A 23,009-nucleotide genomic window follows, 5' to 3' on the forward strand; every position below is an offset into this window, starting at 1 on the left:
CGCCACCCTCTCTTTGATAATTCTAATTCAATCCGAGCTCAGCTCAACACTCGACTGTCGCTCCACGGAACCCGTTGTACTGTATCTGCAATCTGTTGTTGTTCATCATCAAGGTAGGCTTGATAATTGGGCACCAAGCGTTGTAACGCCAATTTGATTTTTACACTCTGAACCGGCAGATCCCGCTCCTCTTCCAGAATACGGCTCAAAGACTCAATGCCGGCGACGAGTTTCTTATAAGAGGGGACATCACCACCCCCTCCGATATAAATCCGATCGTGCTTCGTAACATGTGCGCCCTCATCATGCGTTAACATTTCCTCATGCAATTTTTCTCCGGGGCGAATGCCGACAAAATCGATTTCAATGTCTTTTCCGGGTTGATAGCCGGACAACCGAATTAGGTCTTCTGCCAATTCGACAATCCTAACCGGTTTTCCCATATCCAGAAGAAATACCTCTCCGCCTCGAGCCATAGCCCCGGCTTGGATGACCAGTTGGGCCGCTTCGGGTATCGTCATAAAATAACGCGTCATGTCCGGGTGAGTGACGGTCACAGGTCCGCCATTTTCGATCTGCTCTTGGAACAGAGGAATAACACTGCCTCGACTGCCGAGAACATTTCCAAAACGAACGGATACAAAGATTGTGCGACTTTTCCCATTCAGCGCTTGGACATACATTTCGGCGACTCGCTTCGTCGCACCTAAAACGTTGGTTGGGTTGACCGCTTTGTCAGTGGAAATCATAACAAACCTTTCGACATGGTAATCATGGGCAATATCAGCAACATTTACAGTTCCAAAAACGTTGTTCTTTACGGCTTCAGTGGGGTTCATCTCCATAAGGGGAACGTGTTTGTGCGCAGCAGCATGAAAGATAACTTCCGGGCGATAATGCGATACCACTTCTTCGATGCGTTTTCGGTCTTGAATGTCAGCGATACAAGATACTGTCTGTATGTGAGGAAACAAACTTTTTAGTTCGCGATCAATCGAGTAAATGCTATGTTCGCCGTGTCCAACTAGGATTAACAGTTCCGCGTCGAAAGCGGCTACCTGACGACAAAGCTCAGACCCAATGGACCCACCGGCCCCCGTAACGAGGACCCGCTTCCCTGTCAGAAATCGAGCAATCCCATCTACATCAAGATTCACAGGGTCTCTTCGTAATAAATCTTCTACGCGTACGTCTCGTATCAGACGGATCATCGAGCTACCCGCCAGGATAGTCTTCAAATCCGGTAGCATCCGAATCCTGATATGGCACTGCCGACATATACTGATAATACTCTGGATTTCCTTTAACGGGGCTGACGGGATTGCAACGATAATTTCATCTATACCATAACGTTTCACGGCAGAAGGTATATCATTCCGACACCCAAGAACAGGAACGCCCAACAGTTCCATGTGCAGTTTGGCAGGATCGTCGTCAATGAAGCCAACTGGTATGCGACGGCCAGTAGGCTGATTACGTAACTCTTTTGCAACCATAACCCCGGCTTGTCCGGCACCCACAATTAAGACCCTTATGCCCTTTTCCATTCTGTTCGACACAATGTCTGCAGCCACACGCCATATCAGACGTCCGCCACCAACACCCATTAAAACGAAAGGGTAAGCAATCAAAAAGATCGATCGGGGAATAACGATCCTTCCAATTAAACTATGTAGAATGTGGGAACAAATATAGAGAAAAGGGATAGCGAGAGTTGTGGCACCACCTAATACAAGAAGCTCGTGAACACTCGCGTATCTCCACAGCTTTCTATAGACGTGCGCAAACGAATAGACTGTTAATAGGATGATTATAGATAAAATCACGGCCAAGGGCATATACTTCATGTCAGACGGGTCCCAAGAAAAGTCGAAACGTAGGCCATAAGCCAAGGCAACAGCCGATAAAATTATACTGATGTCGTAGCCTATCCATATTATCCTGCGTAGCCACCTACCCATACCTTCACCTTCCCCTCTACCACCGAGTCCTTGAAATACCTTTGACTCGGGGACCTATCATCGAGAAAAAGAGTACCGGGAAAACTTGCCCTCCCTAGATTTGTTCCACACCGACATTATACGACAGCAACCAGATAAGACCAAGTCAGTGCATGTGTAAAAGATAGGACTCTACACCTATGAGCCTACCGCTTTTGAAGTTGTGATCACCCACCCGCCCCGACCTGTGCGTCGGCTGCCATCAGGCTCGGAACTTGTCCCGCCACCGCCCGCGGCTGAGGGCGGCCGATAAAATAACCCTGTCCCAGGTCGACGCCCATGTCGCGCAGGCAGGCGTATTCCTCCGCTGTCTCAATCCCCTCGCCGATGACCCGGGTGCCGGACTCCCGGGCGTAGTCCAACAGCAGCGCCACCATCCGCTTGGCCGCCGCATTGTCCGCGATGCCCCGGACCAGGAACCGGTCCAATTTCAGAAACTCCGGTTGGAGATAGACGAGAGTCTGCAGGCTGTTGTAGCCCGTCCCGGCGTCGTCCACCGCCACCCGAAAAGCCTGGAATCGATAGTGATGCAGCAGCCGGGCGAACCGATCGTAATCCTCGATCGCCCCGCGCTCGGTCAACTCCAGTATAATTTGGGAAGGGGAAAAGCCGTAATCCTCCACCAGGCGCAGGGTGTGGCCGGCCCGAAACGAAGGATCCAGAATCACATGGGGATGGATATTGAGAAACAGCAGGGCATGGCGCAGGTCCGGCGCCTCCCGAACCTGTTCGGCGAACCGGCGGAGGGCCGTCTCCCGGCAGCTGCGCTCGACGGCGAACACCTGGGTGGACTGCCCGACATAATGATAAAAAGCCTCGGCGTTGGGAAATGAGGAGCTGACCGGCGGACGGTTGAGCACCTCATACCCGACGGTGACCCCGTCGGCCAGGCGGACGATGGGCTGAAACAACGTGACCATGTCCCGATTCCGCACAAACCGCTCCAGCTCCCGCCGCCGCATCGCCTCTTCATACAACGCCCGCCTCTGCCGCACCGCCTCCCATCCGGCAACCAACCAGGCGAACCACTCCGGTTTCCATAAACGGGGCACCCAGGGCATTTTGTCACCTTCCCGAATCCGGCTCACTCCGAGCACACTGAGACTTGTTCGCAACGACACCGCAGACAGCATTATAGCGCCGTGTCGAATTTTGTAGGTAAACGGACGGTTAAAGGTTCGCGACAACAACGCAAAGCCTCCGTAAAATCTCGGACAAGCCCAGGTCGGCGATCGGCTCGTCCGCCCGGTCGCAACCCGGAGCCGCTGCGCCCTACCGTCCTTCCCCCGAGTGCCAGGCCCAGGCCGAGGCCACGATCTGCCGCAGCCCGTACCGCGGTTGCCAGCCGATCTCCCGCAGCCGGCCTCCGTCCGCCACCAGCACCGGCGGATCCCCCGGACGCCGCGCCCCCAGCTCCACAGGGACGGTCCGCCCGGACACCTCCTCGGCCATCCGGATCACCTCGAGCACCGAATGCCCCCGCCCCGTCCCGACATTGAAAATCGCCGAAGGGTGACCGCCCTCGAGTGCCGTCAGCGCCTCCAGATGGGCGTCGGCCAGATCCAGCACGTGGATGTAGTCCCGAATGCACGTCCCGTCCGGCGTGTCGTAATCCGTGCCGAACACCGTCACCCGCTCCCGCCGCCCCAGAGCCGCCTCCAGCACGATGGGGATCAAATGCGTCTCCGGGTCGTGCCGCTCCCCGAGGCGCCCCGACAGGTCCGCCCCCGCCGCATTAAAATACCTCAGTGCCACCCAGCGCATCGGAAACGTGGTCTCCAGCCAACCCAGCACCTGCTCCAACATCACCTTCGACGCGCCGTACGGGTTGATCGGCCGCACCGGGTGCTCCTCCGGAATCGGCACCCCCTCCGGATTCCCGTACACCGCCGCCGTAGAGGACAGCACGATCCGGCTCACTCCGCTCTCGCACAACGCTCGAAAAAACGCGATCCCCTTCGCGACATTTTCCGAAAAATACACCTCCGGGTGCCGCACGGACTCGGCCACAACGCTTTTCGCCGCAAAATGCATCACCGCGCCCACCCGGTGCTCTTCAACGATTCGGCGAACGCCGTCCCCATCGCCGACATCCCCCGGTATGTATGGAATCTCCCGCCCGGTCAGCGCTTCCACCGCCCGCACGGTTTCTCGATGACCGGTGCTCTCATTGTCCAGCACCACCACCGGCCGCCCCGCCTCCACCAACCGCTTCACCACATGGCTGCCGATGTACCCGGCCCCACCCGATACCAATACCGCGTCCATTCCCCGCACCCGCTCTCTTCCGATTCGTATTCACGCCGCTCGTTTGCACGCTTTTGACGGCAGTATACGCCATCACGGAGGCTTCGCTCAACACGCCGCTTTGTTGCGGAGCGCCGATTCCCGGGTGATCTGCAGACGGCCGGAGATCGTCGCGGTGCATATCTTGTTCCTATTTTATCATACCAATTGGCGTTCGTTCGCTTCACAGGCGCGGCTTTGCTGGACATACGTCCACGAGCCGCCTTGAGTTCCTACAAGGTAGGACGCGATAATATTAGTTGAAACGCACCAATTCGAACGATACAATCGCTTTCAGGGGCAGAACATGCGGTGACAAAGCTCACCTCGGGGATTTCTCAATTAAGGATGGTGGGGACGATGATCTTTATTTGCCTTAAAAATGCCCAGGAAGTGAACCCTACGACAGACTGTCTTGGACGTACGACGGTCGGATGGAGGAATGGCATGTCACAGCAGGATCTTTACCAAGCAGGTCGAGCGTGTTGGAGGGTCAGCCCCAGACGAGCCCGTGGACAACAGTACGTCCTTTTCGTTGCCGGCAATACGGTGCGTGGAGCTATGGAAATTCAAGATGTTGTTCCATGTCATGATGGTCGGTGCCTATTCGAAGGAGAGATGCTTGAACAAGGAGATCCCATTTTCGATGAATATGTCGGCAATCCTCCTCCCGTTCGGTCACACGGTAATCCCATTCGCTACTGGGATCCTTGATCCTTTCAATAATTTAAAATCAGAATAGACGTTGCGAACGATTTGGAGCAAGGCACTGCAAACCGGCACAGGGCCATTTCCCGGCAGATGCGCTCCACGGCGAACACCTGGGTAGACGGCTCACTCCAGTTCCCGGCGTCGCACTGCTTCCCGCCCGGCGCACACCCACGCGGACACCTCCCGTTTCCATAATCGGGGGAGATAAATCGACATCATACAGTTACTTGTGGGCCTTTGCGCAACCACAAATGGACTTGGTCAAGTTGTCTACGGTATCTATAAATTCGCCCTTCTTCAGCCTCCTCATGCTTGATGGATGCAAAGACAGAATGACAAACGGATGGGCTAGACCATCTTTAGATAACCTGTACACGTCACCGTGAGACATACGCTTCCGGGCCCCACCGTTCGATGATGTCACCAATTCCATTTGGCCCTGGAAAACTGTCTCACGAAAAACAGAGAAAGTATCATAGCCAAAAACAATGATTAACTCCAGATTCTTCAGCAGTTTTATCTCCTGTTCCAGATATAATGTAGGACACCGTTTGTTCGCTTCGTATTCCCTGTACATCTTACCTTTGTATCGAGGACGACACTTCACAACGTCCGAAAAATAAATCTCTTTTTCGGCAGCTTGTATAACATACTGGTAGTATCCTTCCCACGATGCCAATTTGTACCGTTTATCCCGATTGATAAATCCACTTTCTGATAGAGCGTAAACCACTGGTTGAAACATTTTTCTATGATTCTCAAATATCCACCGGAGCATTCCGCACCGCCAGTACCTTGACACTTCAGCCGTATGATCGCAACCGATTTGTCCGTTTTCAACAAACTTAACGAGATCAAACCTCCTTTCCTCTTCCTTATCTTTGCTCTTCAAATCTCCCCCCGGAATCTCAAAAAAGAAAGCTACGGTGTGGTCCGTCTCTCTGCCATATCCATAGTACATGGGTTGCCGATCATTTTCAGATCCGCACTTATTGCATGTATAGATATCAAACATATTTACCATTGGTCTTCCCCCTTGTCCTGCTGGATCTATAATTCCGCGACTCGCTCGGTTCTTTCATCGCGCCCAACACCAAAGAGAGCGCACTACCACCCTTCCCTGGGGTGCCAGTCCCACGCCGAGGCCACGATGTCCCGCAGGCCGTACCGCGGCCGCCAGCCGATCTCCCACAGTCGGCCTCCGTCCGCCACCAGGACCAGCGGATCCCCGGGGCGCCTCGACCCCTCCTGGACCGGAATGGCTCGGCCCGATACCTCTTCGGCCGTCCGGATCACCTCCCGCACGGAATGCCCCTGCCCAGTCCCGACATTGAACACCGCCGAGCCACGGACGTTTTCCAGTGCCTCCAACGCGACGAGATGGGCATCGGCCAGGTCCGCCACGTGAATGTAGTCCCGGATGCAGGTCCCGTCCGGTGTCTCATAGTCCCTGATTTTCTCTTTGGAAGCCTCGGGATGTCCTTGGAGGAGAAGGTTCATCCCTTCGATAAATCCGAGCTCCGCAATCCCATGGGTATGCATCCACCCCAAGTCAGACTTAATTATTTCTACATCCATCGTACCACGTGACCGACGAACATCGAAAAGGAGTCCACCAATCACGGGAGCATCGTGCGGACCGTCGCCAAGCGAGCAAGCCCGCTCCGGCGTCAGCCCGTGTGACGGCTGCGGGTTGACCGCCTCCGCGGGCCGGCCCAACACCTCGTCACCCTTCGGGCGCCATCTCTCTTCGGATCGCCTCGACCTCTTCTTTCGACAGTTTGGTGACCCGTATGACCTTTTCCAGATCATCTCCCATTTCAAGCAAGGCCCTTGCCAACTCCCTTCGAGCCTCCCTATCCCCTTCTTCTCTTCCCTCCTGCCTCGCCCCTTCCATATCCGCCAGATACGTCTGCAAACCTTTCATCCGCTCCTCATACAACCTCCGCGCTTCCTCGTCCTAGCTCAGAAACTCCAGCGTCGTCAGCGCCTTCCGAATCGCCGGATCCCCCATCGCCAATCCCTCCAACTGCTCCTTCGTTTTCGCCGTGAAAAACAACATCCAACGCACCAGCCGCCGCTCCAACCCCACCGACCGCTCCCGAAGTTTCGGCAGCTCGATAAAGTGAATCTCCGCCAGGTCGGTCAGCAGGATCCCCGTGGTGTCTTCGCGCAAGTGAAAGGTCGAATGATACCGGTCGGTCTCGATATACTTGAAATCCACCACATTGATCGTCACCGCTTTGTGCAGCTTGAAATAGCTCTCTCCTTCTTTTAATTGGCTCTCAAACAGTTTCGCCCAGTAGTACAACGTCCGCTTTTCCATATCCCGGTGATTCCACAACTGAATCTCCACATCGATCAGCGTTCCGCTCTCCGTCCGGGCTTTGACGTCCAGCACGGCCAACTTATCGGTCAGCGCCTCTTTGTCCAAGAACGGATTCAGGATTTCCACATCGGCAACCAGCGGTTCGCCGGAATCTTCAAACACCGCATTCAAAAAGTTGACAAGGACATCCTTATTCTCTTCCGCTCCAAAGATCCGCTTAAACACAAAATCGACCTTGGGGCTGAGCAACTCCATCCGGTTCACTCCCCGACCATTCTCGCCTCCATTATAACCCGGTCACGCTCCCCCGTTCCATTCGCCTCGACCCATGTAACGACCATGAAGATCATCAACGGCCTCGTTTTTTCTCCGCAACATCTTGGTGATGATGCCCCGCCCCACTACTGCGATTCGATCCGTTGGTATCTCTCCCGTCTGACGGCACTGAAGGAATGTCCTGAACATAGCCTGCACCCGCTGTCATGACAGGTTAATAAATAATGTTGAACCGTGCTACAATGCACCTAAGATGCGAACCAAAGAAGGAGCGATGGTCTGTGGAGGCTAACCGGATTGACGAGTCAAAGTTTGAGCGGTGGGAGCGAATTGATGGCGCGATTTACGATATGTCGCCACCGCCGACCTCTGATCATCAAAGTATCGTGAGTAACCTGATCCGAGAAATAAGTGTGTACCTGAAGGGGAAGACGTGCAAAGTGTTTCCCGCACCGTTTGGTGTCTGGCTCGATGCTGACGACAACGGAAACTACGTTGAGCCGGACATAACAGTTGTGTGCGATCCAACCAAAATCCATCGGCAGGGCTGTGTTGGCGTGCCGGATATGATTATCGAAGTGCTTTCGCCATCTACAGCTGTTAAAGACAAGACGGTTAAATTGCGCGCTTACAGGGTGGCTGGTGTGCGAGAATATTGGATTGTGGATAGTTCAAACCAGATTGTCGAAGTCTACATGCTTTCGGAAAATGTGTTGGGGGCACCGATCGTATACGGAAAGGATGAAACTGCAACCGTTGGAATTTTCCCGGATTTAACGATTGACTTGAAAGATGTTTTCTACTTCTAGGGCGACCTTCGGGGCGCCTGGTGGCGCTCTCCTTTCTGTCAGGCCGGAGTTTCGGCAGCTCGATCACATGAATCTCCGCCAGGTCGGTCTGCAAGATCACCGTGGTGTCTTCGCGCAGATGAAAGGTCGAGTGATACCGGTCGGCCGGGGCTACCCCCACCGCGCATCCCCACAGATGAAGCGGATGCACCCGGGTTTACGGCCCTCGCGACGAGACAGATCCAGCTCTTCTTCTCTTGGTTGGAGAAAGGGAACGCGGTGCGACGCCTGGATCACCGATCGCCCCCCAACTCCCTATAATGGACCCACGACAGTAGCAGGACAGGACCAAGATAGTGCAGCCATAGAAGATAGACACCCTACCTCCGTGACTGTGTGCATGCGTCTCTGAGTTGTTGCCCCGTCATTTACCCCAATCTGATCCGGCCGCGCGGCATCCGGAGCCTCCTGGTTTCGGATCGGGACAAATTGGTGTTGGGATTGCGGGGAAGCCTCTGTCTTAAACTTGCTCACCCAATACCGAAGCTGATGCTCCCTGATTTGGTGAGTCGCACACCATGCGGCACCGGTCTGCCCACTATCTACCTCATGGTAAGTTGAACCAACCTGGATCTACCCACATGAAGTGACGAGGGGGCTTTTTTATGCAGAAAATCTCCAATTACTTCCTGGTCGCCCGATTTGCCGGAGTCTGTCCGCCGTCGGCAATCCAGCGCCGTAAAATTTGAACTGAAGAGTAGGCTCCATCACTTGGGTCGGATGGAGTCTATTTGGAGTGCGCAAAAAGCCTACAGCCACCGACGCCGTTTGGCACTTACGGGAGCAGGCAGGAAGGTCCACCGTCTCTCCAGCAGATAGATGTGAATTGACTTAGTCCAAGACTTAGTTCATAATATCGTCAGGAGGTGGTTTCGGTGACCAAAGTGGTCAACGTCCACGAGGCAAAGACGCATTTTTCAAAACTATTGGCGCGTGCAGAAGCCGGGGAAGAGATCGTCATCGCGAAAGCGGGCAAACCTCTCGCCCGGCTCGTGCCTTATCGCGAACGGCCGACAAAGCGCGTACCGGGCACAGCCAAAAGTCTGATTGTTGTCGGGGAAGATTTTGACGATCCGCTGCCGGAGTCGATTCAGAGGTTGTTCGAACGATGAAGACCCTTCTTGATACGCACGTCTTCCTGTGGTGGATCACCGGTGATGGGCGGATGTCCAAACGTGCAAGAGCGATCATCCAAGATACAAGGAATGAACTGTATTCAAGCGCGGCGAGTGCCTGGGAGATCGCGATCAAAGCCGCCCTCGGCCGAATACGCGTATACGAAGATTTGGACCGGTTCATGACCCGGCAGATGAACGAAAACGGTATTGTGGGTTTGCCCGTCGAGATCCTCCATGCGCTTGGCGTCTATGGGCTTCCGGATTTGCACCGCGACCCGTTTGACCGCCTTTTGGTCGCCCAAGCCAGACAAGAAGGCATGCCCATCATCACCGCGGATGAGTGGATCAAGCGTTATGATGTTGAGACGATCTGGTGAGTGGAGGACTGCACGATATGACAGAACAGCCAGTTCGCCGTTGGTGGACCCTATGTCTGATTCTTTGTCTGGATGGATCCTAAATCCGCGATTATGCAACCGGTGTGCCGTCGGGACCCTTTCATCCGATCACGTGTAGATTTGCTCGACCATTTGCACCCTTTTGTTCGGGCCGACCTTCCGGTACAATGGCCGTAGGGAGGGAGAACAATGAGGTATCTGATCGTTCTTGCCGTTTTAGCCTTATTGGCCGTCGGGCTCTTTTTCGGCCATTCCGCCGATCAACAGGCCGCCTTCCTCCTCACGGTCGTTTCCGCCACCGCCACCCTGGGCGGCATCGCCTTTGCCCTGTACGGCTGGTACTCGTCCAAGGAAATTCCGGCCCTGGTGGAAAAAAGGGTTCAAGAGCGCATCAAGAGCGCATGAACGAAATTGAGAAGCGCCTGGAAAAGCGGCTCCTCGCCCAGCAGGAAGCCATGCAGAAGGTGATCGCCGCCTACGGCATGACCGGCGATCCCGACCGCAAAATCGCCTTGTTGCGCCAAGCTCTGGAGGTCGATCCGTCGGTGTACAACGGTTATGTGGCGCTGGGCTACGCGTATTGGTATGAAAAGGGCGATCTCGTCGCCGCCGAGGAATGTTTCCGGAAGGAACTCGACTATCATCCGGACAATTACCAGGCGGCTTGCGACCTGGCTGCGCTGTATGCGGAGCAGCAGGAATGGACGGCCGCCCTGAGCTGGATGAAAGAAGCGGTGCGAATCCGCCCGGAGTCGGCGAAGGATTTTGACAACGACCCGCGGTTCGATGTGCTCCGGGCCAACCCGGCGAGAGGATTACGAAAAGGCGCTGGGGCGTTGACGGATCTTTCGGCGGCCGATGATCATTGGACCGAATCGAATGGCCGCGGGTACAACAATGCCGTATGTGTCTCGAATCATGGACGCACTCGAATATGTGCGGCAATTGACGGTGTTTGAATATTCGATCGACAGGAGCACTGTGCATCTGGGAAAAGACCGCCGGTGGCTGGTCATTCCACGAGACGACGAGATCCGTCATCGGAGAGAATACGGAGTCTACGTGTTCTTCGACGGAGATCGTTGCCTCTACGTCGGTGAGAGTTCTCCGCACCTGCTGGTGGGACGAGCCTTGGACTATTTGTGGAAGAAGGGTGGTCGAGAGTGGCTTTATAGGATCATTTGGCACTATGCTGATCGGCTTTTCATCATCTTCTGCGGAGCCGAAGACGAATTGGCCGGACTAAGAATGGAAGCTCATTTGGTCGGCGTCCTTGAGCCGGTTCTGAATGAAAATGCTCTATTCGCGACCCCGGAAGAACGTATCCGGTACGGTATTTCTGTTCAGAAGACAAAGCTACGTTAATGTGTCGGTGCTCACACTTGAACGCACTGCGATACATATCCGCCCTCGCACAGGCTCTGTCGTATCAAAGGAAGACGGAAACAGGCATCCTCTGTTGTCTTCAGCTCCCCCGAATGCAGGCACCGAGATATTCCGAAGCCCGGTGCACCCGTCAGTCGCGGTCCAGCATCTCTCTGCGAATACCCTCAACCTCTTCCAGGCTGAGTCCCGTCCCCTCCGCCGCCTGCCCTCCCGTCAGTCCCATGCGTAAAAAGTTCTTCGCCAATTCCTTGCGAGCTCCCCTGTCCCCCTCTTCCCTTCCTTCTTTCCGCCCTTCCTCTCTTGCCCCTTCGACGTCCGCCATGCACGTCTGCAAACCTTTCATGCGCTCCTCATACAACTTTTGTGCTTCCTCGTCCTGGCTCAGAAACTCCAACATCGTCAGCGCCTTCTTGATCGCCGGATCCCCCATCGCCAATCCCTCCAACTGCTCCTTGGGGTACTTGGATTAGGCGAGAACCCTACCCTCCCCACTTGCGTTCCAGTTGACGCCGCAGGTCCTTTGGCATTTTTCGACTTCCCCATAAAGGAGCACATCGGTTTACCCGAGTCAATCGACGGGTATCATCTGGCGAAAAGCCGTCGGCGGCGATACACGCGCCGGTGACCGAAAACGCCGTGAGCCCCGACCGGGGCTCACCTGCCTTATTCGTTGCTCACGATGACTTTGAACCGATTCACTCGGAACCTTCTTCGACGGAAGACATCCCCTCGTACATGCCGAGCTGCATGGGCGGCACGGCATTCGCATTTTCTTTTAATGGGGTGCGGCTGGTTTCCGCCATGCTCGCCAAGGTAATTAATGTTAACACAGCCGAACCGATGACATAATACGACGGGCTCAGAGGGTTTTTCGTTGAAGCAATCAAATATGTGGCGATAAAAGGGGCAAATCCCCCGAATACTGCAACGGAGATATTATACGCAAGAGACATTCCACCGTAGCGGATGTTTGTCGGGAAAAGTTCGGCCATCGTGGCCGGGATCGGCCCCAGAAATATCCCGACCAGAATGGATGTCGCCACATGGGCGAGAAGCGCCAGACCAAAGTTGTGCTGACTCATGAGCAAAAACAAAGGATACGTCAGAACCAGAGCAATCCCACAGGACCAGCCCAGCACCCGGCGCCGCCCGAACCTGTCGGACCACGCTCCCGCGATGGGCATGAAGAGAATGGCCAGCGCCATGGAGATAACCGACGATAACATCGACTGCATCGGGGAAAAATGAAGCTGTGTAGTAAAATAAGTGGGCATGTAGGTCAATATGATGTAAATTCCCACATTCTGATATATCGCGATCCCGAATGCCTGAAACAGCGGTATGCGGCTGTACCGTACAGCTTCTCCAATGGGCGCCGAGACAATCAGCCCTTTTTCTTTCATCACTTCAAATGCCGGACTCTCACCCATTCGCATCCTGAGGTATACGCCCACCGCACCCAGCGGTGCGGCACACCAGAAAGGGATTCGCCAACCCCATGCAACCAATTCGCTCTGGCTCAAAGTTGCAGACAAAACGAACGCGCAGAGTGATCCCAATAAAAACCCGCTGATCGCACCGGCTTCTGTCCAACTGCTTTCGTACCCTCTGCGCTTTGTCGATGCAAACTCTCCGACGAACGTGTAGGCCCCCGTCAGCTCTCCACCCGCACAAAGCGCCTGCAACAAACGCAACAAAACCAACAAGGCCGGTGCTGCGATACCGATCGAAGCATACGTGGGCAGACACCCGATCAAAAAAGTGAGACACGACATGAGGATGATACTCCAAGTGAAGGCTGACCTGCGACCGAACCGATCGCCCAAACTTCCAAATAAGATGCCGCCGATGGGCCTCATAAAAAATGCAACACCAAAGGTCGCAAAGGAAGCCAGAAGTGATACTGTCGGATTCTGTGACGGAAAAAACACTTTGCCCAGAATCGCGGCAAGAAATCCGTAAGCCGCAAAGTCATACCATTCGATCACTGTGCCGATGGTGCCGCCAACGATAGCCCTTTTCATCTCTGAGGACAAATTTCGCGCGATCAACAGATCTCCCCCTCACGTAAACAGCATCAGCGTCTTTTTCGTTCTAACAACTGCATCGCTAGTTGCTTTTCCACCACTGAGAAATCGGCGCCACCACAATGCCCTGTCGGTCGAATTTTTCCCTGATTCTGCGCACAATCTCAAGCGCGGTCGGTGTATCGCCGTGAACGCAAATCGTCTCCCCTCTAACCTCAAGTGTATCCCCCGTGATCGAGGTGACCCGGCCTTCCGTCACCATGCGGACCGCACGCTCCGCCGCAACTTCCGGATCTTTGACGACCGCACCCGGCTGTCGGCGGGAAACCAACGTCAGGTCGTTGTTATACGCCCTGTCGGGGAAAAGTTCCAGTACGAACGGCAACCCCTTGGCTTCGGCAACTCGGTGCAACTGACTGTTCGGTTTTACAAAAATCGGAACATCGGGAAGTACGGCAAGGATCGCATCAACGATATTCTCAGCCATTTCCTCGTCGGTGTCGGCCATATTGTTCATGTTTCCATGGGGCTTGACATGCTGGATCACGGTCCCGTGCTTGCGACAAAACGCATCCAATGCCCCGATTTGGTAAATGATCAAATTCATGAGATCTTCCCGGGCGATATCCATATTTCTGCGGCCGAATCCCAACAGATCGGGAAACCCCATGTGCACGCCGATCCCGACGCCGTATTCTTTTGCCATCGCCACCGTTCGGTCCATCACATTCGGATCACCGCCATGAAAGCCACAGGCAACATTGGCCGAGGAGATGAGTTTTATCACTTCTTCATCCATGCCAAGCTTATACACCCCGAAGCTTTCACCCATATCGCAATTCAAATCAATGTATCTTTTTGACATACCGCATCCTCCTTTTCATTCATGCCGACAAATGGCTTGAACCCCATACTTTTATCGCGGCAAAGAAACGCTCGTACTCCCGAAGCAATCGGTGCGCTTCGGCCACTGTCACCTGACGAAAGCGGATCGTGTCGCCCGGTTTTAGCTGGGCCAGCCACGGCATGTCCACAGTGATGACCCCGGCAATCTTTGTATAACCGCCGACACTCTGGCGACCAACCAAAAACACAATCGGCTGACCGTTTTGCGGCACTTGGACAGCGCCCATAAAAAGTCCTTCGGACAAAATATCGGCTCCGTGTTTGTGGCCAACTGTCGGCCCCATGAGGCGAAGCCCCATTCGATCCGACGTCGTGCTGACCGTGTACTCGGAAGACAAGAATGTGGCGATACCATCGGGAGTAAAGGCGTCTTCCTGAGGCCCGAGCACCACCCGCACTTCCACCTGCCGGGGATACTGGGGAACCCAGTCCGGATGCAGTCGACGCCTGAGGACCTTGTCTGCAGGAACCCGAGCGGGACCGGCGAAAAGAAGATCCCCCTTTTCGAGTTTGCGCCCTGCAACCCCCCCTATACCGCCAAGCAAATCTGTAGAACGACTCCCCAGAACAACGGGGACATCAATCCCCCCGGAAACGGCCAGATAAGCCCGACATCCTGATTTGCAACCGGAGAAATGGATCACATCTCCCGGGTGAACCGGAACCGTGCTCCACATGAGGAGGGGTTGTCCGTTCAGCCTGGGATCCAAGTCCCCGCCGGTTATGGCAATCACCGCCGGCTTCAGCACGCGCACTTTCAGCCCCATCAGTGTGACTTCGAGAGTTGCCGCATCCACGGGATTGCCCAGCAAGAGATTGGCCATCCGATGCGCATGAGCATCTGCGGCGCCGGATACGGCCAATCCGTATTTTTGATAGCCTCGCCGTCCAAGATCTTGAACCGTTGTCAGCATTCCCGGATGGATGACCTCGAACACCGGCTCAGTTCGGCTCAACGGACTCCCCCCTTGTCACCGGGCGGTACCTCCCTTGCAAAACGGATTCATGAATCTCTGAAAACTCGTCTTCATTGATGGGTATAAATTTGACCCGATCGCCCGCTTGGAGCAAGAAAGGAGGAGTGCGGTTGGGATCGTAAAGACGCAGGGGTGTCCGTCCTATCAACCGCCATCCGCCGGGACTTTGAATGGGATAAATGCCCGTCTGTTTGCCCGCGATCCCGACACTCCCCGCGGGAATGGCAACGCGGGGACTGGAAAGCCGTGGCGTTGCGATTTTTTCGGACATACCGCCCATAAACGGGTAGCCCGGTATAAAACCCAGGAAGTAAACAAGATAATCACCGCCGCTGTGAATCTCAACGACTTCTTGAGGCGTCAGGCCGTTATGAGCGGCGACATCTTCCAGATCAGGCCCCCATTCTCCCCCGTAGAGAGTCGGAATCTCGACAAGGCGCGCTTCGGATCTTTGGATCACTTCCGGTTCTTGCCCCCAGCGTTGAAGCCATTGGATCACTTCCTCATCAGAAATGATCAATGGGTCGTAATTGACCAACAACGATCGATAACCAAGGATCACCTCGCCAAACCCGGGAATGGAGCAGGACTCGACCTTTTGAGCTAAGCTTCTCACCTTCCCGCTCGTGTGAGGATCGATTCCTTCGCCGACCTCCACCAAAATCGCCTGATCCCCGGCATACTTAAACTGCAGCCCCATTGTGTTGCCACCCCCGCCGCAACTGTTCGATGGTTAAGGCCGCCGATATCTGTTCCGGATCGGCCATCACCTCAATCACCGCCGGTCGGTTGGACTCCAGGGCCCGTTCCAGCGCGGGCAAAAAGTCCCGGTTGCTGCGAACCGTTTCACCATGCCCACCCAGCAGACGCACATACTCGGCATAACTGGGATTGCTCAGATCCGTGCCGATCACTCGCTCCGGATAACGTTTTTCTTGATGCATGCGGATGGTTCCATACATGTTGTTGACGACCACAACGGCCACCACCGGAATCTGATAACGTATCGCCGTTTCCAGTTCGGCCATGGTCATCATGAATCCCCCGTCGCCCGCAAAAGCGATGACGGTCCTGTCCGGCCGGGCCAGTTTCGCCCCAATGGCGGCCGGCAATCCGTACCCCATCGCTCCCGAGGTGGGACCAATATACGTCCCCGCCTCCCGGAATCGATAATACCGTGACAGCCATCCGAAGAAATTCCCGGCATCACTGGTAACAATGGTCCCTTCCGGCAATGCTTCTTGAAGGTCGTGCATGAGTCCCTCAAGATCAACCGTCCGGTCCCCGTGGTTTGAACGGGGTTTGGAATAGGCCGAATACGCCTCCCTCAGTCCAGAGGTGTAGGATTCGCGTTCCGCCATCAGATCGGCCGTCATCCCACCCGCCGAAACTTCTAACAAATCCTCCAGAAAATAACCCACGTCCGCGACAATACCGATTGCCGGTCTGTACACCTTATTGATCTCATCGGGCGAGATATCGACATGGATCAACTGTGTTCCCGGGCGAATGAGCGTATAGTCCTGGGAAGTCACTTGCGATAAACGGGTTCCCAACGCCAGAACAACATCGGCCTGTTGTACGGCGTCAACCAGGTAGCTCGGGGCATTCAGCCCGAGGTGGCCAATGTAACACGCATGTTGGTTCGGAAAAGCATCCATGCGCCGAAAGGCTGTAGCAACCGGAAGCCGAAACCATTCCGCCAAAGTGACCAACAGATCCGTCGACTTCCTTGCACTGATTCCACCGCCGGCAATCACCACCGGGCGCTGAGCCGTTTGTAAAAGGGAAGCAACACGCGCGACAGATTCGCGCTCGGGTCGGGGCAAGCTGTAGACCCGAGCCGGTTGGAATAGCATTTCCGCCGTCCCGTTCAACACATCCTCGGGCAAGGATATCAGCACTGGACCGGGGCGGCCCGTTCGCGCAATATGGAAGGCCCGGCAGAGCAATTCAGGCGCGCGTGACGCCTCTCTCAGTTCCGCGGTCCACTTCACAAGGTGCCGAAAATACGCCGCCAGATCGATTTCCTGAAACCCTTCCCGGTCCCGAAAAGCCTGTTCGACCTGGCCGATCAGAGCCACGACCGGAGTGGAATCTTGCATGGCCGTATGCAGTCCGATGGACAGATTGGCGGCCCCCGGGCCTCGGGTGGCTAGACAAACCCCAACCTTACCACTGGCTTTTGCGTATCCCTCCGCCATAAATGAAACTCCGCCTTCATGGCGCCCCGAGATGAGTTGAATGTGATCATGGTCATACAAAGCATTCATTACGTCCAAATAACTTTCGCCCGGTACACAAAAAACGTTTTCCACCCCCTCTTGAACCATGACTTCAACAATGGCCTCGGCCGCCGTCATTCTTTCCATAAAACATGCTCCTCCAAAACTCGCACCTCCAGTGAATCTTGCATCGCGACGATCTCCTTTTCAACGATTTCTGCTCTATCGCCGGCATGTCCGTGAACGCCCAACGGACGCGATCCAAGTGCTCCACCGCCGCATGCTCAGAAGGGCGCGTCATCTCCGCGTCATCTCTTTGATTCAGCACCGAGCAGGAATCCTGATCCGCAAGTGGCCTATGTTTCAATTAATGAAACGGCGTTTCATCATTTATGCAAGTCAGGACTTTTTCCGTCCACCACCCTCCACCAATACTTCGAAGCCCCAATACCCCGCCCGCGTCGCTGAGGTTTGGTGCAAATAATCCATCTTGTTCGACTGTACCACGCCCTCTGACAGGTGTCAACATATCGACGCAAGTCCCCAGGATCACTCAACTGCGCACACGACATGAATACGCAAAATAGGTTGACAACACGTTTGAGACAACGGTATAGTCTAGGCAAGCCAATAATTTACACCAAACGAACGGGAGGGGGCGGAACGTTTCGCGACGGGATAGGGGACAAACTGTTTTTTACGCAAGTTTTACCGCGGGCTTTTGAACTCCCAAGTGGCTCGGCGGTTCATCGACCGGCTGCTTCATCCACTCCAGACCAAAGTTGACGAACATGGTTGCCTGTGAACGGCGAAGGAGAGGAAGTGCTTAAATGATGAAATGCCATTTCATTTTGTGAAACGGGAGATGCTGATGAATGAGAGCGTCTTGAAGGCATTAAAATTGCTGGATTTTTTTATTGAAGAACCCGAGTTGACGTTGAGAGACTTGGCGCGTCTTTCCGGCATGCCGAAACCCACGGTATACCGTTTTTTGGCGGCGCTGGAGAAATACCATTTTGTGAAAAAAATAAAGTATTCCGAGCTTGATATCCGTTATAAATTGGGCACGAAATTACTGGAACTCGGAAATGTAGTGGCGGAACAATTGGAATTGCGCAAGGTGGCCCTTCCACACATGCAACGGTTGGGCAACGAAGTCGAAGAGGTGGTGCATCTCACCATTCGAGAGGGAAATGAGGCTGTGTATATCGAAAAGGTGGAGAGCAAAAAGGCCCTGCGGCTGTTTATTCGAGTGGGGAAAAGGGCTCCGTTGCATGCGGGTTCCGGACCCAAATTGCTTCTTGCTTTCACGCCGGAAGAGGAATTCCAACAAATCATCAGCCACTATCCGCTGGAGTCATTAACAAAAAATACAATCACAGAGAAAAGAAAGTTGCTCGAGGAAATGAAAAAGATCAGAGCCGACGGTTTTGCTGTCAGCGAGGGCGAACAGGATGAAGATACGGTTGGGATCTCCTTCCCGGTTCGGGACTACACGGGGAATGTGATCGCCGCCCTGGGTGTCAGCGGATTAAAATACGCGTTCCGCGAGCCGCGCTTGACAGAAATCAAAGAAAGGGTCAGGGTGGCGGCGGAGCAAATCTCAAAGGAATTGGGTTTCATACATTGACATTGGCCCGGGGATGACCCCGGGACACGACCCCACATTGATGCAAACAATCCGTCAACAAACGTCTCCGGATTGGCGTCGTAAGGAGGAAAAGGTTTTGCGCAGGCTGAAATTCAATGCCGTATTTTCGTCGTTGAGGACCAAGCTGCTGACGATGTCTCTTGCTTTGACGCTGATTCCGAGCCTTGTAATCGGTACAATCTCCTACAAGATTACCACCAAACAACTTGAGGCAACCGGAATGGCACAATTGAAACAGGACACCCTGCATGTTTTGGCCCTGATTGATGAGGCGGACAAACAAGTGAAAGCAGGCAAGATGAGACTGGAAGACGCACAAGAAATGGTCAAACAAGAAGTGTTGGGGCCAAAGAACGAGAAAGGACAACGTCCAATCAATCCAACCTTCGCCATCGGCAAGTACGGCTATGTGTCCGCCGTCAATGATCGATCGGTGTCCGTCATGAACCCGGTCACAGAAGGAAAAGATTTTTCGAATACCAAAAGTCCGGACGGTAAGTTGTTCGTGCCCGACATGGTTCGTTTGGCAAACAACGGCGGCGGATATTTCACATACATATTCCCATTCCCCAACTCTGACCAAGTTGGTGACAAGATCGTTTACGTCCAAAAAGATCCCCATTGGGGATGGAACGTGATTTCCAGTTCGTACATGGTCGACTTTAATGCGCCGGCCAATCAAGTGTTGAATGTGTTGATCATTGCCCTGTGTGTCGAGGTCATCCTGAGTGCAGTGATCAGTTTGTGGCTTGCCAACCGCATCTCCAAACCCGTTTCCCTCATGGCGCAACAAGTGGAGCAAGTGGCTCGCGGCGATCTGAATTTGGAGCCCCTCGTGAAAAAAGGGAACGACGAAATTTCCCGTCTTGCCCACGGCTTTTCATCCATGACCAACCATCTGCGCGATCTCGTCAAAAACATCAGTGAAACTTCTGAACAACTTGCGGCATCCGCCGAAGAGCTTACGGCCAGCACAGAAGAGAACACGAAAGCGACTGAACAAGTGACTCAGGTTGCACAAGAGATCGCCGTCGGCGCCGAGAAACAGGTGAAAACGGTGGATCGAAGCCGCTCGACTGTCAACGACATGACCGATACAATGCAACAAATCGCCAACAACGCGCAGATTGTATCCACATCCGCGGGAGAAGCCTCCGACTTGTCCAAATTGGGGAGCCAATCCATCCAACATGTGCGCATGCAAATGGACACCATTCAGAAAACGGTCGATACCCTGTCCGCGGTTGTCAAAAGCCTGGGCGAGCGATCCGGCGAGATTGGGCGAATTATAGAGGTGATTACAAACATCGCCCAACAGACGAATCTCCTGGCGCTCAATGCGGCCATCGAAGCGGCGAGAGCCGGGGAAAGCGGGCGAAGTTTTGCCGTGGTGGCGGAAGAAATTAGAGAGCTGGCCGAAGGCGCGGGTAATTCGGCAAAACAAATCGTCGAACTCATCAAGAATATCCAAGAGGAAAGCAGTCTGGCGGTCGAGTCCATGCAGAATACAACCACGGCGGTGGGCGCGGGCCTTGACGCGGTAGACCAGGTCGGAGAATCCTTTGCCCAAATCGAGCGATCGATACATAGGGTCGTCGAACAGATTGAGGGAGTTTCTGCAGCCCTGCAGCAACTGGCCGCCAATGCCGAAGAACTGCGCACGACGATGGGTGAGGTAACCGAAATCACGGACGCAACGTCGACGGGCATGCATACCATTTCCGCCTCAACAGAGCAACAGCATGCGTCCATGGAAGAGATTGCCGCATCGGCTCAGTCACTCAGCCGACTGGCAGAACAGCTCCACGACCTGGTGAGGCAATTTAAGATCTGAATGGCTGAGGCAAATCAGGAATCCTGGCGAAGAGAGGATCGCTAGTCCGGCGAAGGGGCGCGAGGCCGGGCCGGAGGCACCCTGTCGCGCGGCTGGGGAACAATTTGCCAGAGCCCGAGGCCTCCGCCCCACTCTTTTGTTCGGTCCGACCTTCCGGTACAATGGCCGTAGGGAGGGAGGACCATGAGGTATCTGATCGTTCTTGCCGTTTTAGCCTTATTGGTCGTCGGGCTCTTTTTCGGCCATTCCGCCGATCAACAGGCCGCCTTCCTCCTCACGGTCGTTTCCGCCAGCGCCACCCTGGGCGGCATCGCTTTTGCCTTGTACGGCTGGTACTCGTCCAAGGAAATTCCCGACCTGGTGGAAAAAAGGGTTCAAGAGCGCATGAACGAAATGGAGAAGCGCCTGGAAAAGCGGCTCCTCGCCCAACAGGAAGCCATGCAGAAAGTGATTGCCGCCTACGGCGTGACCGGCGATCCCGACCGCAAAATCGCCCTGTTGCGCCAAGCTCTGGAGGTCGATCCGTCGGTGTACAACGGTTATGTGGCGCTGGGCTACGTGTATTGGTATGAAAAAGGCGATCTCGTCGCCGCCGAGGAATGTTTCCGGAAGGATCTTGAGCATCATCCGGACAATTACCAGGCGGCTTGCGACTTGGCCGCGCTGTATGCGGAGCAGCAGGAATGGACGGCCGCCCTGAGCTGGATGAAAGAAGCGGTGCGAATCCGCCCGGAGTCGGCGAAGGATTTTGACAACGATCCTCGGTTTGATGCGCTCCGGTCGAACCGAAGAGAGGATTACGAAAGAGTGCTGGGGCGTTGACGGATCTTTAGGAAGCTCATTCGGTCGACGTCCTTGAGCCGGTTCCGAATGAAAATACTCTATTCGCGACCCCGGAAGAACGTATCCGGCAGTGAGCCCCGGGCCGGCCGGGGCTCACCTGCCTCATTCGTTGCTCAAGATGACTTTGAGGGCTTTTTCCCGGGCGGCGTTGGCGAAAACGTCGTAGGCCTTCAGGATCTCGTCCAGTTTGAAGCGATGGGTAATGAGGTGCTGCGGCTGGAGTTTGCCCGCCCGGACCATTTTTAGCAGCATGGGGGTGGTCACCGTATCCACGAGCCGGGTGGTAATCGTGATGTTGTGAGACCACAGGGTCTCCAGATGCAGGTCCACACTTTTCCCGTGCACGCCGACATTGGCGATGCAGCCGCCCGGCGCCACGATGCTCTGGCAGATGTCGAAGGTGGCGGGGATGCCGACGGCCTCGACGGCCACGTCGACACCTTTGCCCCCCGTTAACTCCATGACTTTTTCCACGGCGCGTCCGTCTGCGCTGTTGACCGTCTCCGTCGCCCCGAATCGCCTTGCAACTTCCAGGCGATTGTCGTCGAGATCGACCATGATGAGCTCCGAGGGGGAATACAACTGAGCGGTCAGGAGCGCCGCCAGACCGACGGGACCCGCCCCCACCACGGCCACCGTGTCGCCGGGCTGGACTTTGCCGTTGAGCACGCCGCATTCGAAGCCGGTCGGCAAAATGTCGCTCAGCATGACAAGGGCCTCTTCTTCCACGCCCTCCGGAAGCGGGTAGAGGCTCGTATCGGCGTGGGGGATGCGCACGTATTCCGCCTGGGTGCCGTCGATCAGATGACCGAGAATCCAGCCGCCGTTCTCGCAGTGCGAATACATGCCCCGTTTGCAATAATCGCATCTGCCGCAGGAAGTGATGCAGGAAATCAACACTCTGTCGCCAACTTTAAAATTGGCGACGCTCTCACCCACCTCTTCGACGATGCCGACCCCTTCATGCCCGAGAATCCGGCCGTCGGCAACCTCCGGCACGTCCCCTTTCAGAATGTGGAGATCCGTTCCGCAAATGGTTGTTTTTAAGATTTTGACAACGGCGTCGGTGGGCTGCTGCACGCTCGGTTTGGGCTTGTCCTCCAGACTTTTCTGTCCCGGGCCATGATACACCAGAGCTTTCATGTCAATCCTCTCCTTCTCAAGGGTTTTGTCCCTTTCGGGAGGTGTGCCGCC

24 protein-coding genes are annotated in these 23,009 nt (G+C 54.9%); 9 read left to right on the forward strand and 15 right to left on the reverse strand.

Annotated elements, in window-relative coordinates; genetic code table 11:
- Positions 1–38: 38 nt before the first annotated feature.
- The 7 genes from K6T64_RS08215 to K6T64_RS08245 all read right to left on the reverse strand — a co-directional run bounded on the left by K6T64_RS08215 (position 39) and on the right by K6T64_RS08245 (position 7,581).
- Positions 39–1,961, reverse strand: a complete 1,923-nt coding sequence (locus tag K6T64_RS08215; protein ID WP_288009527.1) for an SDR family NAD(P)-dependent oxidoreductase — start codon at positions 1,959–1,961, stop codon at positions 39–41.
- Between the two features lie 206 nt (positions 1,962–2,167).
- The gene (locus tag K6T64_RS08220) at positions 2,168–3,190 is read right to left on the reverse strand and encodes an EAL domain-containing protein (RefSeq protein WP_288009528.1); all 1,023 of its coding nucleotides are present in this window, start codon (positions 3,188–3,190) and stop codon (positions 2,168–2,170) included.
- 82 nt (positions 3,191–3,272) lie between these two features.
- Complete coding sequence (galE, locus tag K6T64_RS08225; protein WP_288009530.1) at positions 3,273–4,268, reverse strand: UDP-glucose 4-epimerase GalE; 996 nt, start codon at positions 4,266–4,268, stop codon at positions 3,273–3,275.
- A 952-nt stretch (positions 4,269–5,220) separates the two neighbouring features.
- A complete protein-coding gene (locus tag K6T64_RS08230; RefSeq protein ID WP_288009532.1) occupies positions 5,221–6,021 on the reverse strand; it encodes a uracil-DNA glycosylase family protein in 801 nt (266 codons plus the stop codon).
- A gap of 83 nt (positions 6,022–6,104) precedes the next feature.
- Entirely contained in the window at positions 6,105–6,539 is a 435-nt protein-coding gene (locus K6T64_RS08235; RefSeq protein ID WP_288009534.1) for an NAD-dependent epimerase/dehydratase family protein, read from the reverse strand.
- 184 nt (positions 6,540–6,723) lie between these two features.
- Entirely contained in the window at positions 6,724–6,939 is a 216-nt protein-coding gene (locus tag K6T64_RS08240) for a hypothetical protein (RefSeq protein ID WP_288009536.1), read from the reverse strand.
- A gap of 18 nt (positions 6,940–6,957) precedes the next feature.
- Complete coding sequence (locus K6T64_RS08245) at positions 6,958–7,581, reverse strand: Rpn family recombination-promoting nuclease/putative transposase (RefSeq protein WP_288009538.1); 624 nt, start codon at positions 7,579–7,581, stop codon at positions 6,958–6,960.
- Positions 7,582–7,883: 302 nt separating this feature from the next.
- Here K6T64_RS08245 and K6T64_RS08250 point away from each other — a divergent pair, with 302 nt between their 5' ends.
- A complete protein-coding gene (locus K6T64_RS08250) occupies positions 7,884–8,411 on the forward strand; it encodes a Uma2 family endonuclease (protein ID WP_288009539.1) in 528 nt (175 codons plus the stop codon).
- A 294-nt stretch (positions 8,412–8,705) separates the two neighbouring features.
- Here K6T64_RS08250 and tnpA read toward each other — a convergent pair whose 3' ends face one another.
- Positions 8,706–9,023: an IS66 family insertion sequence element accessory protein TnpA gene (gene tnpA / locus K6T64_RS17015; RefSeq protein ID WP_483306136.1), complete on the reverse strand. Its 318-nt coding sequence runs from the start codon at positions 9,021–9,023 to the stop codon at positions 8,706–8,708.
- A 302-nt stretch (positions 9,024–9,325) separates the two neighbouring features.
- Here tnpA and K6T64_RS08255 point away from each other — a divergent pair, with 302 nt between their 5' ends.
- From K6T64_RS08255 to K6T64_RS08275, 5 genes are all read left to right on the forward strand, one after another.
- Positions 9,326–9,562, forward strand: a complete 237-nt coding sequence (locus tag K6T64_RS08255; protein ID WP_288009541.1) for a type II toxin-antitoxin system Phd/YefM family antitoxin — start codon at positions 9,326–9,328, stop codon at positions 9,560–9,562.
- A complete protein-coding gene (locus tag K6T64_RS08260; RefSeq protein WP_288009542.1) occupies positions 9,559–9,945 on the forward strand; it encodes a type II toxin-antitoxin system VapC family toxin in 387 nt (128 codons plus the stop codon). Before K6T64_RS08255 ends, K6T64_RS08260 begins: the two co-directional genes overlap by 4 nt.
- Positions 9,946–10,155: 210 nt before the next feature.
- Positions 10,156–10,371 (forward strand): hypothetical protein, encoded by a 216-nt coding sequence (locus tag K6T64_RS08265; RefSeq protein ID WP_288009544.1) that lies wholly within the window; start codon positions 10,156–10,158, stop codon positions 10,369–10,371.
- Complete coding sequence (locus tag K6T64_RS08270) at positions 10,368–10,925, forward strand: TPR end-of-group domain-containing protein (RefSeq protein WP_288009545.1); 558 nt, start codon at positions 10,368–10,370, stop codon at positions 10,923–10,925. The genes K6T64_RS08265 and K6T64_RS08270 overlap by 4 nt, the downstream gene beginning before the upstream one ends.
- On the forward strand, positions 10,885–11,331 hold the full coding sequence (locus tag K6T64_RS08275) for a hypothetical protein (protein WP_288009546.1): 447 nt from the start codon (positions 10,885–10,887) through the stop codon (positions 11,329–11,331). The genes K6T64_RS08270 and K6T64_RS08275 overlap by 41 nt, the downstream gene beginning before the upstream one ends.
- A 151-nt stretch (positions 11,332–11,482) precedes the next feature.
- On the opposite strand, the gene K6T64_RS08280 is transcribed toward K6T64_RS08275, so the two are convergent.
- The 6 genes from K6T64_RS08280 to K6T64_RS08305 form a co-directional block, all read right to left on the reverse strand.
- Positions 11,483–11,782, reverse strand: coding sequence for a hypothetical protein (locus tag K6T64_RS08280; RefSeq protein ID WP_288009547.1), 300 nt, complete (start codon positions 11,780–11,782; stop codon positions 11,483–11,485).
- Positions 11,783–12,047: 265 nt separating this feature from the next.
- Entirely contained in the window at positions 12,048–13,403 is a 1,356-nt protein-coding gene (locus K6T64_RS08285; protein ID WP_288009549.1) for an MFS transporter, read from the reverse strand.
- 58 nt (positions 13,404–13,461) lie between these two features.
- The gene (locus K6T64_RS08290; protein WP_288009551.1) at positions 13,462–14,244 is read right to left on the reverse strand and encodes a LamB/YcsF family protein; all 783 of its coding nucleotides are present in this window, start codon (positions 14,242–14,244) and stop codon (positions 13,462–13,464) included.
- A 19-nt stretch (positions 14,245–14,263) separates the two neighbouring features.
- Positions 14,264–15,241: a 5-oxoprolinase subunit C family protein gene (locus K6T64_RS08295; RefSeq protein WP_288009553.1), complete on the reverse strand. Its 978-nt coding sequence runs from the start codon at positions 15,239–15,241 to the stop codon at positions 14,264–14,266.
- Positions 15,228–15,962, reverse strand: a complete 735-nt coding sequence (gene pxpB / locus K6T64_RS08300; protein WP_288009555.1) for a 5-oxoprolinase subunit PxpB — start codon at positions 15,960–15,962, stop codon at positions 15,228–15,230. Before pxpB ends, K6T64_RS08295 begins: the two co-directional genes overlap by 14 nt.
- Complete coding sequence (locus K6T64_RS08305; RefSeq protein ID WP_483306137.1) at positions 15,946–17,625, reverse strand: thiamine pyrophosphate-dependent enzyme; 1,680 nt, start codon at positions 17,623–17,625, stop codon at positions 15,946–15,948. The genes pxpB and K6T64_RS08305 overlap by 17 nt, the downstream gene beginning before the upstream one ends.
- Positions 17,626–18,358: 733 nt before the next feature.
- On the opposite strand from K6T64_RS08305, the gene K6T64_RS08310 reads away from it, so the two are divergent.
- The 3 genes from K6T64_RS08310 to K6T64_RS08320 all read left to right on the forward strand — a co-directional run bounded on the left by K6T64_RS08310 (position 18,359) and on the right by K6T64_RS08320 (position 21,794).
- The gene (locus K6T64_RS08310) at positions 18,359–19,117 is read left to right on the forward strand and encodes an IclR family transcriptional regulator (RefSeq protein ID WP_288009559.1); all 759 of its coding nucleotides are present in this window, start codon (positions 18,359–18,361) and stop codon (positions 19,115–19,117) included.
- A 97-nt stretch (positions 19,118–19,214) separates the two neighbouring features.
- Positions 19,215–20,972, forward strand: coding sequence for a methyl-accepting chemotaxis protein (locus K6T64_RS08315; protein ID WP_288009562.1), 1,758 nt, complete (start codon positions 19,215–19,217; stop codon positions 20,970–20,972).
- 183 nt (positions 20,973–21,155) lie between these two features.
- The gene (locus K6T64_RS08320; protein WP_288009563.1) at positions 21,156–21,794 is read left to right on the forward strand and encodes a TPR end-of-group domain-containing protein; all 639 of its coding nucleotides are present in this window, start codon (positions 21,156–21,158) and stop codon (positions 21,792–21,794) included.
- A 123-nt stretch (positions 21,795–21,917) separates the two neighbouring features.
- On the opposite strand, the gene K6T64_RS08325 is transcribed toward K6T64_RS08320, so the two are convergent.
- Complete coding sequence (locus tag K6T64_RS08325; protein ID WP_100666655.1) at positions 21,918–22,958, reverse strand: zinc-dependent alcohol dehydrogenase family protein; 1,041 nt, start codon at positions 22,956–22,958, stop codon at positions 21,918–21,920.
- Positions 22,959–23,009: the final 51 nt, after the last annotated feature.

It is taken from the genome of Kyrpidia sp., from assembly GCF_023512215.1.
Lineage (GTDB): Bacteria > Bacillota > Bacilli > Kyrpidiales > Kyrpidiaceae > Kyrpidia > Kyrpidia spormannii.